The organism is Roseospira marina (genome assembly GCF_014197855.1).
Lineage (GTDB): Bacteria > Pseudomonadota > Alphaproteobacteria > Rhodospirillales > Rhodospirillaceae > Rhodospira > Rhodospira marina.
The window spans coordinates 42,663-54,996 of the sequence record NZ_JACIGJ010000016.1 but is presented as its reverse complement, the minus strand read 5'-3'; the positions used below and the strand labels follow the sequence as shown (position 1 = coordinate 54,996).

Here is a 12,334-nt window from a genome sequence, read left to right as displayed (position 1 = left end):
GCCATGCAGGATTTGGCGGAACTGACCAGCATCGAGGACCCGGTCTTCCTGTCCTGGCTGCTGGCCTGCCTGAAGCAGGAGGAGATCGAGGCCACCGTACTCGACCAGCATACCAGCGCGGCGCTCGGCGGCGCCATTGGCGCCATCCGGGCACGGGTGCTCGTTCCGGCCCATCGGCTGCAACGCGCCCGCTGGGTGCTCGGTCACGCACAAGACGGCGTACAGGAGGGAGACCAAGAGAGGGCACAACAGGAGCCACAGGGGGGATCCTCGCCGTGACGGCGGCCGGGCCGTCGGCCCCGCCCCCCCCGCGAGAAGACGCGGACGTCGAGGAAACGGCCCTCCTGGACGGGCGCGTACGGCTGCTTCAGCCCGTGCGGGGGTACCGCGTGGCCTTCGACCCGGTGTTGCTCGCCGCCGCCGTCCCCCTGACCGGCCCCGGCCGCACGGCCCGCGTTCTGGATGCCGGCACCGGCACCGGAGCCGCCGCGCTTTGCCTGCTGGCCCGGGCGGGGGCGGATGTAAGAGCAGGCCTCCAGGTGGTCGGTCTGGAGATCGAGGCGACCGTGGCGACGCTGGCGGCACGGTCAGCGGCGTTGAACGGCTGGGCCGACCGGCTGGAGATCCTCACCGGCGATCTGTGCGCCCCGCCCGCCGCCCTGACGGCCGCCCCCTTCGACGCGGTCTTGACCAACCCGCCGTACCTGGAGGACGGCACCCCGTCGCCAGACGCCGGGCGCGCTCGCGCCCATGCCACCGTTGTTCCGCTGGAGCACTGGGTGGGCGCCTGTCTGGACCGCCTGCGGCCGAAAGGGCGTTTCGTGGTCATCCATCGGGCCGACCGGATCGATGCTCTGCTGGCGGCCTTGCACGGCCGGGCCGGCGCCGCCGAAATCCTGCCCCTCTGGCCCGGCCCCGGCTCCGATGGTGGACCCCGCCCGGCCCGCCGCGTGATCGTGCGGGCGCGCAAGGGGGTCCGGGGACCGGCGACCCTATGGCCGGGGCTGGTCCTGCACACGCCGGACGGTCCGCCCACAGCGGCGGCGGATGCCGTGTTGCGGCACGGGTGTTCACTCGACGATGCCATGACCGGCCAGCGCGGTTGACCCGCACGGTTGAAATGCCGGCCCGAGACGGCGATCCTGACGTCCGGCCGCATCTTGATGCCGGTCCCCACCCATCAGACCTTGGGTTTTGGTTCCATGACGACGTCGAACACCCGGGATTCCGGCACGCCGAACCCCGCCACCGGCTGGGGCGACGCCCTGCCCCTCCCCTTGACCCCCGAGGCGCCACCGCCCGAGCCCACCGGCGCGGTCATGCACTCCCGTCAGGCCCTGCGGCGTGCCTCGTTCAACGCGGCCCGAGTCGACGCAGAGACCGACCATGGAGTTAACCAAGGGGCCGACGTCACCGAGGTCGGCGGCCCGAAGGGACCGGAACCCACGCGCTACAACGATTGGGAACAGAAGGGGCGATGCACCGACTTTTGAGCCACCCCCATCCGTGTCCCCGTCTGACGCTCACGACATCGTGACGGTCAAGGTCCCGTGACGCGGTTCAGGGCCGTTTGGGTGAAGTGCAGCGAAACACCGCTGAGATCCGAGACATTGGTGATCGGGGCGACAGCGCGAAAGCGCGCGCCGGCCCGTTAACCTTGAACCCGGTGATGCGGGATGCCCCCCGTCACACCCTCTCTCCCCCCATATCCAGGGGCTCGCGCTCCCGACAGGGCGGCGTCAGCAGGACCGCCGCGGCGCGGCGCACGGCCTCTGTGAACGCAGTCATGTCGGTCCAGCGCGCGACGAACTGTGTTTCACGAGTCACGACCCGCGCACCGTGCCCCGAGTCGGCCACGCACCCATCCACCATCAGGTTGTCGGCAAGGCCGAAGGGCTCCACCGCCATGTCTTCCGGATCGACAGGCGTCCCGTCCTCGCGCCGAGGCAGCCGCCCCCCCAACGCCACGGTCACCCGCTGGATGTAGGGCAACGCCGTGTTGCTGTACGCGAAGACCGGGCGGCCAAGCCCGCGCATATACCCCATCTCGACCGCCGTCCCCACGTCCATGCTCGGCCCCCGAAAGGGCGTCAGGTTGGCGATCAGGGCATCGCAGGCGTTCATGGTCTCCAGGCAGTGCTGAAAGATGGCCAGGCCGGCACGCGGTGTCGGTTCGGGCTCATCGTCCGGCACACCGTCCAGAGGGTAGACGCCGTCCAGCCCCGCGGCGGAACAGATCGCCACCTTGCGCGCGCCGAGAGACCGGGCCTCGGCATGAAACACCTCGGGTCCGGCCAGATAGATGCGGGGACGGCCCTCTGGCATGACGGCGACTCCTGGTTGGCGGGACCACAGACCGCCGCGCCCCTCCCTCCGAGGTGTGTTGCGCGACCAGCCATGCTGCATGACAGCATACCGGGCTCCACCGCACGTCTTCAATGCCGGGTCGCGGTTATGGGTATTGGATTGGCTCTTGTCAGCGCGGCCGGGCCTCAGTATGGTGCGCGTCCGTTCGGCCCAAGGGGGCCCGTCGGGACGTGTCGATGGGAGTCGCGCGTCGCTTGATTCGGACTCAATGCCGAATCCAGAATGCCGCAGTAGCTCAGCTGGTAGAGCAACGCATTCGTAATGCGTGGGTCGGGGGTTCAAGTCCCTCCTGCGGCACCAGTCTTTTCAAAGACTTCGCTTGAAAAACGGTCAGCGATCCTGACCGTTTTTTCCATATTCGGGGTGAGCGTTTTCCATACCTGACCGTATGTTCATCGTCTGTTCTTCTGCTTTCTGCAAGAGTTCGATCGCCTTCATGGCACGGCGTCTCGGTCGGGACGCGGGCGAGAACAGGATGAACGGGAAGTCACAACGCACGCCCGGTCTTGCCCTGGCGGTAGCGGATCGCAGACGGCAGTCCGTCGTCTCCCGGCGAATCGATCTGGGCCCAGGTCAGGCGCAACACGTCGCCTTCTCGCGCTCCGGTGAACGCGCGAGGGTGACGGCGACCAACTCCTGTTCGGTCCATGCTCGATTCGCGGCGTGAAAATCCCCGAGACGTCGAATGCGTGGACCTCGGACCGCCAGGTTCGGACCCGGCAGAATGTAGTCGCGTGCCCCCACTCCAAACGAGCCCTATGGTGGTTAAAGCGCTGTTGGCTTTGCTCCACCTATGATTCTCGGCTGATTCTCGGCGACGGTATCGGGAAAGCGCGCGGCTGTGCGTGCGGCATTGATCGCGCGTCCGTCGCAGGGATCACGGAGCGACACGGCCGACGCGCCCCGTCATACGCAGGCCGTCCCGCAGGTTTAAACCCAGCAGACTCACGTTAACCGCCCCCGCCACCAACTCGACGCCCTGAACCACATAGAACGCGGTGTCGAACGCGCCGGATGCCGCCTTGGTCGCCAAAAACAGAGCGGCGGGCACAAGCACCAGAAGGCCATTGGCGGCAATGATGGGCATCCGCCGGCGCTTGGTGAAGGCCAACGGTGAGGGGGCCGTCCGACTCAACCAGGCCCCACTCGCCCCGGCAAGCACCAAGGCCGGGATCAACACCAGGAACGCCCAGGGGATCGCCGTCTTGACCGCGACGACGACGGGGAGGGGAGCAAACAGCTCCGAAACGACGGTCGCGATCCAGAACAGAACGATCAGGCCGAGCGCGAGCGTGCCGGCGATAGGGTGCAGGGTCTTGGTCATAGCTAGAGCCTCCGGATCTTGTTAATATAGCGTGCTATGTAAAAAACCATAGCATGCTATATGCGGGTGAGTCACCATGGCCCTGAGCGATTTTATCGAGACATCATGAAGCGATGACCTTCCAGAAAAGCGAGTCAGCCGGCTATCTGACCAACCACATGGCGCGCCTGTTCGCCAACGGACTGCAGCGCCGCATTCAGCCGCTTGGGCTCGCGCCCGCACAGTTCATGACCCTGCTTGAACTGTGGGATGAGGACGGCCTGACACAGAAACAGCTTCTTGAACGCCTGGACGTGGAACAGGCCACCATGGCGAACACGTTGCGACGCATGGAGCGCGACGGCTGGATCGTACGCCGACCGCATCCCGATGATGGCCGCGCCCATCAAGCATGGTTGACCCCGAAGGCTCGCGCGGTCCGGGACGCGGCGACCGACGCCGCCGATGCGCAGAACGGGGTGGCCCTGACGGACTTATCCGACGAGGAGCGCGCCACCTTCCTCGATCTGATGCGGCGCGTTATCCACGCCATGCAGGTCTGGGAAGGCAAGGAAGCCAGATAGGATCCCGCTGTAAGCGCGGGGCGCCGGGGTGCGCCGGCAACATGCTGCGCGTCGGCACCGTCGCCGCCGCGGATCACGGCCGGGTGCGCGCAAGTGGCGCCGCGGCTGCCGAGACAGACGCCTCGGGAGAAGGTCATGTGTTCGGCGGCCGCCCGAACAGCCCGCAGGTCTCTCCCGTCACTGTCGCCCCCCTGCCCCAAGCGCGTGTCGTAAGAGCGCTCCCCAAGGGCTTGTCAAGGGTGCGCCGAAGGGGTAGAACCCGCCGCACAAACCCACACGCGGGAACGCGGCCCGGGCCCTTCGCCATGCGGCGACTATGGCCAGCGGGTCGTTCCGGTGTCGGCGCGTTTCGGCGTGTCGGCTCACATCCCGCGGCGGCCTAACCGGAAAAGTCAAGGAACACGACGATGACGATGCCGACCTTTACCATGCGCCAGATGATCGAAGCTGGCTGCCACTTCGGCCACAACACGCGCCGCTGGAACCCCAAGATGGCCCCGTACCTGTTCGGGGTGCGCGACAACGTCCACATCATCGATTTGCAGCAGACCGTGCCGATGATGCACCGGGCGATGCAGGCCGTGCGCGACGTCGTGGCCGGCGGTGGCCGCGTGCTCTTCGTGGGCACCAAGCGTCAGGCCCAGGACGTGGTGGCGGAGTCCGCGCGGCGCTGCGGTCAGTACTACGTCAACCACCGCTGGCTCGGCGGCATGCTGACGAACTGGAAGACCATTTCGCACTCGATCCGCCGCCTGCGCGATCTTGAGGAAAAGCTGGACTCCGGTGAGTTGGCGGCGCTGACCAAGAAAGAGCTGCTGAACCTGACCCGCGAAAAGGACAAGCTCGACCTCGCGCTCGGCGGCATCAAGGAGATGGGTGGCCTGCCCGACATCCTGTTCATCATCGACACCGTCAAAGAGGACCTCGCGGTCAACGAGGCCACCAAGCTCGGCATCCCCGTGGTCGCGGTTCTCGACAGCAACAGCGATCCGAAGGGCGTCACCTACCCGATCCCGGGCAACGACGACGCCATTCGCGCCATCCAGACCTACTGCGAACTCATCAGCGGCGCCGCCCTGGACGGCATTCAGGCCGAGATGAGCGCCGCCGGCGTCGACATCGGCGCCATGGAACAGGTGAGCGAACCGGCCCTTGAGGACGCGGACGCCGCCGAGGTGCCGACCGAGGGTGAGACGGCGCAGGATCCGGCCAGCGCGCCCTGATTGCGCCGCGCCGGACAACACGATGGCGGCGACCCCGGTTGCCGCCATTGTTGTACGCCGGTTCGTGACCCGACGCGCGTACCACCGTCCGGACGGACCGGACGGTTCGACGCCTGAGATTGTCTGCCCGCCCGGGCCCGCGCCCTTCCCGCGCGCCGCGTCCGGGCGGTTCCGCATGAGGCCCCGCCCGCCCCCGGCGGGACCGCGACACTCGCCAACGAAGAGGAAGAGTCATGGCCCAGATCACCGCCTCCATGGTCAAGGACCTGCGCGAAAAGACCGGCGCGGGCATGATGGACTGCAAGAAGGCGCTGAACGAAACCGATGGCGACCTGGAAGCCGCCGTCGACTGGCTCCGAAAGAAGGGTCTCGCCGCCGCCGCCAAGAAGGCCGGCCGCGTGGCCGCCGAGGGCCTGATCGCCGTCAAGGCCACCGGCACCCGGGGCGCCGTGGTGGAGCTGAACGCCGAAACCGACTTTGTCGCTCGTAACGACACGTTCCAGGAGCTCGTCGAGACCCTGGGCGACCTCGTCCTGACCGAGGGCGACGATCTCGAGGCGCTTAAAGACAAGGCCTACCCGGGCACCGGCCGCACCGTGGGCGAGGAGCTGACGCATCAGGTTGCAACCATCGGCGAGAACATGAACCTCCGCCGCGCCCAGGTGCTGGAGGTGGGCAACGGTCTCGTGTCCGCGTACGTCCACAACGCCGCACGTCCCGGCCTGGGCCGCATCGGCGTGCTGGTCGCGCTCGAGTCCGAGGGGGACGCCGCCAAGCTCGCCGAACTGGGCAAGAACCTCGCCATGCACGTGGCGGCCGCATCGCCGCAGTTCCTGAACCGGACTCAGGTCGACGCCGACGCCCTGGACCGCGAGCGGGCCGTTCTGACGGAGCAGGCGCGCGCCTCCGGCAAGCCGGATAACATCATCGAAAAGATGGTCGAAGGCCGCCTTCGCAAGTATTATGAAGAGGTCTGCCTGCTCGACCAGATCTATGTGATGGACAACGAGTCCAAGGTCGAGAAAGTGGTCGAGGCCGCCGCCAAGGATATCGGCGCCCCCATCGCGCTGACGGGGTTCGTGCGATTCAATCTCGGCGAGGGCATCGAGAAGGAAGACAAGGACTTCGCCGCCGAAGTCGCGCAGCAGCTCAACAAGTAGGACCAGACCATCGCTGGCGGCCCGCGCCCATACCCGGGCGCGGGCTGTTCCGGCCCCCGGCCGCCACCCCGTGGTCGATCCCGCGACAGGGCCTTGACGAAGACTGGCAAGGAGCCCTGGACCGGCCTAGGGTGGTCGCCGCCGCGCCCTGGCGCGGCACGGCGCGACGCAATCGGTGCGTCCGCCCGGAATATGTGTGGAAGGATGGAGACATGGTGATGGCGGAGCCCCTGGCACGGCACGACGCGGACGCCTCTGACACCTGCCCCCTCCCGTTCCGCCGAGTCCTCCTGAAGCTGTCGGGCGAAGGCCTGATGGGCGTGCAGGGCTACGGCATCGATCTTGACGTCGTCCAGCGGCTGGCCGGGGAGATCCGCCACGTCCATGAGACCGGCGTTCAGTTGTGCGTCGTCATCGGCGGCGGCAACATCTTCCGGGGCCTGTCCAAGGCCGCCCGTGGCATGGATCGCACCAGCGCGGACTACATGGGCATGCTGGCCACCGTCATGAATGCCCTGGCGGTGCAGAACTTCCTGGAGAAGGCCGGCGTGCCGACCCGGGTGCAGTCCGCGATCCCCATGGCCTCGGTCTGCGAGCCTTACATCCGGCGCCGCGCCGTGCGGCACATGGAAAAAGGGCGCGTGGTGATCTTCGCGGCCGGCACCGGCAACCCGTTCTTCACCACCGACACGGCGGCGGCTTTGCGCGCCGTGGAGATGAACTGCGACGCCCTGCTGAAGGCCACGCAGGTGGATGGCGTCTACGACGCCGACCCCAAGCTGGTTCCGGACGCATCGCGCTACGAAACGCTGACCTTTGGCGACGTCTTGCGCCAGGACCTTCGGGTCATGGACACCTCTGCGATTGCCTTGGCGCGGGACAATGGGATACCAATCCTCGTGTTCTCGCTGCAACAGCCGGGCGCACTGGCGGACGTCCTGCGCGGCGCGGGGCGGTACACGATGATTCGTGAGGAGACGTGACGTGAGCGATAAACCAGCGGACTTCGCGGCCTTGAAGCAGGACCTGAAGCACCGGATGGACAGCACGCTGGATGTTCTGCGCAAGGAGTTCGCGGGCCTCCGCACCGGACGGGCCCACGTGAGCCTGCTGGACCCCGTAATGGTCGACGCCTACGGCTCCTCTATGCCGCTCAATCAGGTCGCCAGCGTGAACGTACCGGAACCGCGCATGCTGACGGTCCAGGTCTGGGACCGGACCATGGCCAAGGCCGTCGAGAAGGCCATCCGGGATTGTGGTCTCGGCCTGAATCCTGCCGGAGAGGGCCAGACCATCCGCGTGCCGATTCCGCCCCTGAACGAGGAGCGCCGCACCGAGCTGACCAAAGTGGCCGGGAAGTATGCCGAGCACGCCCGCGTCGCCATCCGCAACGTCCGCCGCGACGGCATGGACCAGTTGAAGCGGATGGAAAAGGACGGCGACATCTCGCAGGACGACCATAAAAAACATGGCACTGAGGTCCAGGCGCTGACGGACGACGCCATTAAGACCGTGGACGAGGCGCTGCACCATAAGGAAGAGGAGATCATGCAGGTCTGACGGACGGATGGGGTGTCAGGCGCCAGACCATACCGTGCAGAGCGAGCGAATGTTACGCAGACCGTGCGTGTTCGGGTGCCGTTCTGTAGTGTACCGTTAAAGGCGCGGTTCTGGCATGCCGCGCCGCCGTGGGCCCCCGCTCTTCTCCCTGGAACCCTCCATGTCGCACATCCCAGCACCCCAATCCGACGACGGGCCCCCCGATCCCTTGCACGTCGCCATCATTATGGACGGCAACGGCCGGTGGGCGCGCTCCCGCGGGCTGGCGCGGACGGAAGGCCACCGGAAGGGCGCTGAGGCGGTCCGTGCTACGGTCACGGGCGCGGTACGCCTCGGCGTCAGCCACCTGACCCTGTTCGGCTTCTCCTCGGAGAACTGGCGCCGTCCGATCGAGGAAGTGTCCACGCTGATGGGTCTGTTGCGGGTGTACCTGCGGCGTGACATGAACGAGCTGGAGCGTGAGGGGATTCGGCTTCGAGTCATCGGCGAACGCGACCGCTTCAGTGCGGACATACTGCGTCTGATTGAAGAGGCCGAACGGCGGACCGGCGCAAACACACGCTTGAACCTCACGATCGCGCTGAATTATGGCGGACGCGCGGAAATTGTGCGCGCTGCCCGCCATCTGGCCGAGGCGGTCCAGAGCGGCCACCTGTCGCCCGACAGCATTGATGAGGCCCAGGTCTGCGCCGCTCTGTACGCACCCGACATGCCCGATCCGGACGTTCTGATCCGGACCAGCGGGGAACAGCGGATCAGCAACTTCCTTCTGTGGCAGATCGCCTATGCTGAGCTTGTGTTCGTGGATGCGCCATGGCCCGAGTTCGGCGAGGCGCATCTGGCGGCGGCCCTGGACGAGTTCCGCGCACGGGACCGGCGCTTCGGCGCCGTTTCCGGGTAGGCCGACACGCCGATGACGGCCAACCCGATGACGTCCGACAAGGGCAAACGCGATGCACTGCGCGCGCGTGTGCTGTCGGCCCTGGTGCTGGGGCCGGTGGCTATTCTCGCCGTCGTTCTGGGCGGCCTCTGGTTCGACCTGATGGTCGCCGTCGCCGCTGTGGTGGTGGCGTGGGAGTGGAGCACCGTGTGCTGCGGGCGGCGCGGCGGGCTCGGCAAGGTTCTGATGGCGCTGGTCGCCGTAGCGCCCCTTCTGGTGGACCCGTTCGGCGCCTGGGCACTGCTGGCACCGGCTCTGGGCCTTCTGGTCGCCTTCTATCGGGTCGACGTGGACCGGCGCCGCCCCCTGTGGATCGCGGCGGGCTGTCTTTATATTGGCGTGCCCGCCATCGGGTTGGCCTGGATTCGCCTGGACGCGGGCTGGCAAACCGTTCTCTGGTTGTTTCTGGTGGTCTGGACCACGGACATCGCGGCCTACGGCTTCGGGCGCCGCATCGGAGGCCCCCGTCTCTGGCCGCGCGTCAGCCCGAACAAGACCTGGGCCGGTCTGATCGGCGGGGTTGGGTCGGCCGCAGTGGTTGGCGTTGGTGCCGCCTGGATGATGGGCGCCGACGCGTTGGTGGACATTGCGGGCCTCGCGCTTCTGCTGGGCATTGTCTCACAGGGCGGAGATCTGTTTGAATCGGCCTTTAAACGGCGGTTCCGGGTCAAAGACAGTGGCGACCTCATTCCGGGTCACGGTGGTCTGCTGGACCGGGCGGATGGTCTTATCGCGGCAACGCCGGCTCTGGCGATTGCCGTGCTCGCGGCGGAGGGAGGGATCCAGACGTGGTAGGCTTGATTGGTAGGGGCCCCGGTGCGACGGAGCCCGGTGTGGGACGCACGACGGCCCCTCTCGGCGACGCGGAATCCGGCGCGCCCCGCACGGTGACGGTCCTCGGCTCTACGGGCTCGATCGGCACCAACACGCTGGACCTGATCGGACGCAACCCCGGCCGCTATCAGGTCGAGGCCCTCACCGCGAACAGCAACGTCGAGACCCTCGCTGCCCAGGCGCGCGCCTTCAATGCCCGGCTCGCCGTGGTGGCTGATCCGGCACACTACGGGGCGCTTAAGGAGGCGTTGGCCGGCACGGACACCGAGGTCGCGGCCGGCCCTCAGGCGCTCAAGGATGCCGCCGCACGCCCGGCCGAATGGGTCATGGCGGCCATCGTGGGCGCCGCCGGCCTGGAGCCGACACTGGAGGCGGTCAACCGTGGCGCCACCATCGCGCTGGCCAACAAGGAGTGCCTTGTCTGCGCGGGTGAGCTGTTCATGACGGCGGTCTCGGACAAGGGCGCGACCTTCCTGCCGGTTGACAGCGAGCACAACGCTATTTTCCAAGTCTTTGATTTCGAACAAAGAAGCCGCGTCGACCGCATCATCCTGACGGCCTCCGGCGGCCCGTTTCGCACCTGGACGCGCGAGCAGATGGTGGCCGTTACGCCGGAACAGGCGGTGGCGCATCCCAACTGGTCCATGGGCGCCAAGATTTCCGTGGATTCCGCCACCATGATGAACAAGGGGCTGGAGTTCATCGAGGCGCACCACATTTTCGCGATGCCCGTCGATCGGATCGACATTCTTGTGCATCCGCAATCCGTCATTCATTCGATGGTGTCATACGTCGACGGATCGGTGCTGGCCCAACTCGGCACGCCGGACATGCGAACCCCCATTGCCTTCACCCTCGGGTGGCCACGCCGGATGGAGGCGCCGACGGCGCGTCTGGACCTCGGGACGATTGGCACGCTTCAGTTTGAGGCCCCGGACGAAACGCGTTTTCCGGCCCTTCGACTGGTGCGTGAAGCCTTGAAGGCAGGGGGGGCCGCGCCCACTATCCTCAATGCTGCCAACGAGGTGGCCGTGGCCGCGTTCCTCGCTCGCCGGATCGCGTTCCTGGACATCGCCGCGTTGGTGGAACGCTCGCTTGAGCGCGTGCCGCACGCGGCCCCGACCTCCCTTGAGGATGTTCTGGCCATTGATCGTGACGCCCGCGCCGTATGCGCGGACTTGATCCAGGCGGCGGCGGCCTGACCGGCACCGTCGTATCCCTCGGCCCCTTACGAAAGACGCCGCCGCCGTGACTGCCGTCCTCGCCTTCCTCGTCGTCCTCAGCATCGTCGTCTTCGTCCATGAAATGGGCCACTTCCTGGTGGCCCGGTGGAACGGCGTCCGCGTCGATGTGTTTTCCATCGGCTTCGGGCCGGAGCTGGTGGGCTTCAACGACCGGCACGGCACACGATGGAAGGTCTCGGCCCTGCCCTTGGGCGGGTTCGTCAAGTTCTTCGGTGATGGTGACGCGAGCAGCGCAACGGCCGAGGAGGCCGAGTTAACCGACGACGAGAAGAAGGTCGCCTTTCACTACAAGTCGGTCTGGCAGCGCATTGCCATTGTCTTCGCCGGGCCGGCTGCCAACCTGATCTTTGCCATTGTCGTCTTTGCGATCATCTACGCGGCGTTTGGACAGATGGCCACGCCGCCCGTCATCGCGGATGTGCTACCGGACAGCGCCGCGGCGGAAGCGGGCCTGGAACCGGGCGACCGCATTTTGGCCGTGGACGGGCATGAGATTCAGCGCTTCGAAGAGTTGCAGCACCTTGTGCCGTTGTCGAACGGGGCCGCTCTGGAGCTGTCCGTTCAGCGAGACGGCCAGACGCTGACCCTGATGGCGACGCCGCATATTCAGGAGGTGACGGACTCGCTGGGCGAAACCCGCAAGCAGGCGGTTCTTGGCATCTCGGCCAGCAGCAGCGAGGATGACCTTGTACGCCTCGGCCCGGTTGATGCCGTGGTCGCGGCGTTCACGCAGGCCTACAGCCTGACGGAAGCGACCGTCATCAGCGTCGGCCAGATGATCGCCGGCGAGCGCGGCACGGAGGACCTGGGCGGCCCCTTGCGGATCGCGGAAATGTCCGGTCAGGTCGCGGAACTGGGCTTTGTCAGCCTGCTGTTGTTCACGGCTTTTCTTTCGGTCAATCTCGGCCTTATCAACCTTCTCCCCATACCCGTGCTGGACGGCGGCCACCTTCTGTTTTATGGCATTGAGGCCGTTCGGGGACGTCCGTTGAACGAGCAGGCTCAGGAATACGGCTTCCGTGTCGGGCTTGCCATCATCGTGGCCCTGATGGTGTTCGTGACCTGGAATGACATCGTCCGCGAGGTTCATCAGTTCCTCGAAGGCTGATGCCTAACGGA

Annotated in this window: 14 protein-coding genes and 1 tRNA gene; 13 read left to right on the top strand and 2 right to left on the bottom strand. The window is 66.7% G+C overall.

Annotated elements, in window-relative coordinates:
* The first annotated feature begins 3 nt into the window (after positions 1 to 3).
* The 3 genes from GGD82_RS17000 to GGD82_RS16990 all read left to right on the top strand — a co-directional run bounded on the left by GGD82_RS17000 (position 4) and on the right by GGD82_RS16990 (position 1,493).
* Entirely contained in the window at positions 4 to 279 is a 276-nt protein-coding gene (locus GGD82_RS17000) for a putative signal transducing protein (protein ID WP_150063401.1), read from the top strand.
* The gene (locus GGD82_RS16995) at positions 276 to 1,106 is read left to right on the top strand and encodes a tRNA1(Val) (adenine(37)-N6)-methyltransferase (RefSeq protein ID WP_150063400.1); all 831 of its coding nucleotides are present in this window, start codon (positions 276 to 278) and stop codon (positions 1,104 to 1,106) included. The genes GGD82_RS17000 and GGD82_RS16995 overlap by 4 nt, the downstream gene beginning before the upstream one ends.
* A 96-nt stretch (positions 1,107 to 1,202) precedes the next feature.
* Positions 1,203 to 1,493 carry a DUF1674 domain-containing protein gene (locus GGD82_RS16990; protein ID WP_246163973.1) on the top strand — a complete coding sequence of 97 codons (291 nt, stop codon included), beginning with the start codon at positions 1,203 to 1,205 and terminating at the stop codon, positions 1,491 to 1,493.
* Between the two features lie 193 nt (positions 1,494 to 1,686).
* Here the strand turns inward: GGD82_RS16990 and GGD82_RS16985 are convergent, their stop codons facing one another.
* Positions 1,687 to 2,325, bottom strand: a complete 639-nt coding sequence (locus GGD82_RS16985; RefSeq protein ID WP_170284391.1) for a nucleoside 2-deoxyribosyltransferase — start codon at positions 2,323 to 2,325, stop codon at positions 1,687 to 1,689.
* Between the two features lie 266 nt (positions 2,326 to 2,591).
* Between GGD82_RS16985 and GGD82_RS16980 the strand changes: the two genes are divergently transcribed.
* Positions 2,592 to 2,667: transfer RNA gene (locus tag GGD82_RS16980), tRNA-Thr, on the top strand.
* Positions 2,668 to 3,244: 577 nt separating this feature from the next.
* On the opposite strand, the gene GGD82_RS16975 is transcribed toward GGD82_RS16980, so the two are convergent.
* Positions 3,245 to 3,691: a hypothetical protein gene (locus tag GGD82_RS16975; RefSeq protein WP_150063398.1), complete on the bottom strand. Its 447-nt coding sequence runs from the start codon at positions 3,689 to 3,691 to the stop codon at positions 3,245 to 3,247.
* Positions 3,692 to 3,804: 113 nt separating this feature from the next.
* Here GGD82_RS16975 and GGD82_RS16970 point away from each other — a divergent pair, with 113 nt between their 5' ends.
* The 9 genes from GGD82_RS16970 to rseP all read left to right on the top strand — a co-directional run bounded on the left by GGD82_RS16970 (position 3,805) and on the right by rseP (position 12,323).
* The gene (locus GGD82_RS16970; protein WP_150063397.1) at positions 3,805 to 4,254 is read left to right on the top strand and encodes a MarR family winged helix-turn-helix transcriptional regulator; all 450 of its coding nucleotides are present in this window, start codon (positions 3,805 to 3,807) and stop codon (positions 4,252 to 4,254) included.
* A 407-nt stretch (positions 4,255 to 4,661) separates the two neighbouring features.
* A complete protein-coding gene (gene rpsB, locus GGD82_RS16965; RefSeq protein ID WP_150063396.1) occupies positions 4,662 to 5,477 on the top strand; it encodes a 30S ribosomal protein S2 in 816 nt (271 codons plus the stop codon).
* A 233-nt stretch (positions 5,478 to 5,710) separates the two neighbouring features.
* A complete protein-coding gene (gene tsf, locus GGD82_RS16960) occupies positions 5,711 to 6,637 on the top strand; it encodes a translation elongation factor Ts (RefSeq protein WP_150063395.1) in 927 nt (308 codons plus the stop codon).
* A 218-nt stretch (positions 6,638 to 6,855) separates the two neighbouring features.
* Complete coding sequence (gene pyrH, locus GGD82_RS16955) at positions 6,856 to 7,620, top strand: UMP kinase (protein ID WP_150063433.1); 765 nt, start codon at positions 6,856 to 6,858, stop codon at positions 7,618 to 7,620.
* 55 nt (positions 7,621 to 7,675) lie between these two features.
* On the top strand, positions 7,676 to 8,197 hold the full coding sequence (gene frr, locus GGD82_RS16950) for a ribosome recycling factor (protein WP_211364810.1): 522 nt from the start codon (positions 7,676 to 7,678) through the stop codon (positions 8,195 to 8,197).
* A gap of 160 nt (positions 8,198 to 8,357) precedes the next feature.
* Positions 8,358 to 9,098 carry an isoprenyl transferase gene (locus GGD82_RS16945; protein ID WP_150063393.1) on the top strand — a complete coding sequence of 247 codons (741 nt, stop codon included), beginning with the start codon at positions 8,358 to 8,360 and terminating at the stop codon, positions 9,096 to 9,098.
* Between the two features lie 27 nt (positions 9,099 to 9,125).
* On the top strand, positions 9,126 to 9,932 hold the full coding sequence (locus GGD82_RS16940; protein ID WP_150063392.1) for a phosphatidate cytidylyltransferase: 807 nt from the start codon (positions 9,126 to 9,128) through the stop codon (positions 9,930 to 9,932).
* A gap of 38 nt (positions 9,933 to 9,970) precedes the next feature.
* The gene (locus GGD82_RS16935; RefSeq protein ID WP_150063391.1) at positions 9,971 to 11,173 is read left to right on the top strand and encodes a 1-deoxy-D-xylulose-5-phosphate reductoisomerase; all 1,203 of its coding nucleotides are present in this window, start codon (positions 9,971 to 9,973) and stop codon (positions 11,171 to 11,173) included.
* A 46-nt stretch (positions 11,174 to 11,219) separates the two neighbouring features.
* Positions 11,220 to 12,323, top strand: coding sequence for an RIP metalloprotease RseP (gene rseP / locus GGD82_RS16930; RefSeq protein ID WP_246163972.1), 1,104 nt, complete (start codon positions 11,220 to 11,222; stop codon positions 12,321 to 12,323).
* Positions 12,324 to 12,334 lie beyond the last annotated feature (11 nt).

Bases quoted from the DNA above. Each gene is read 5' to 3' on its own strand.
- GGD82_RS17000 (WP_150063401.1), top strand. From the start codon at position 4: ATGCAGGATTTGGCGGAACTGACCAGCATCGAGGACCCGGTCTTCCTG.
- GGD82_RS16990 (WP_246163973.1), top strand. From the start codon at position 1,203: ATGACGACGTCGAACACCCGGGATTCCGGCACGCCGAACCCCGCCACC.
- GGD82_RS16985 (WP_170284391.1), bottom strand. From the start codon at position 2,325: ATGCCAGAGGGCCGTCCCCGCATCTATCTGGCCGGACCCGAGGTGTTT.
- GGD82_RS16975 (WP_150063398.1), bottom strand. From the start codon at position 3,691: ATGACCAAGACCCTGCACCCTATCGCCGGCACGCTCGCGCTCGGCCTG.
- GGD82_RS16970 (WP_150063397.1), top strand. From the start codon at position 3,805: ATGACCTTCCAGAAAAGCGAGTCAGCCGGCTATCTGACCAACCACATG.
- rpsB (WP_150063396.1), top strand. From the start codon at position 4,662: ATGACGATGCCGACCTTTACCATGCGCCAGATGATCGAAGCTGGCTGC.
- tsf (WP_150063395.1), top strand. From the start codon at position 5,711: ATGGCCCAGATCACCGCCTCCATGGTCAAGGACCTGCGCGAAAAGACC.
- pyrH (WP_150063433.1), top strand. From the start codon at position 6,856: ATGGCGGAGCCCCTGGCACGGCACGACGCGGACGCCTCTGACACCTGC.
- frr (WP_211364810.1), top strand. From the start codon at position 7,676: ATGGACAGCACGCTGGATGTTCTGCGCAAGGAGTTCGCGGGCCTCCGC.
- GGD82_RS16945 (WP_150063393.1), top strand. From the start codon at position 8,358: ATGTCGCACATCCCAGCACCCCAATCCGACGACGGGCCCCCCGATCCC.
- GGD82_RS16940 (WP_150063392.1), top strand. From the start codon at position 9,126: ATGACGTCCGACAAGGGCAAACGCGATGCACTGCGCGCGCGTGTGCTG.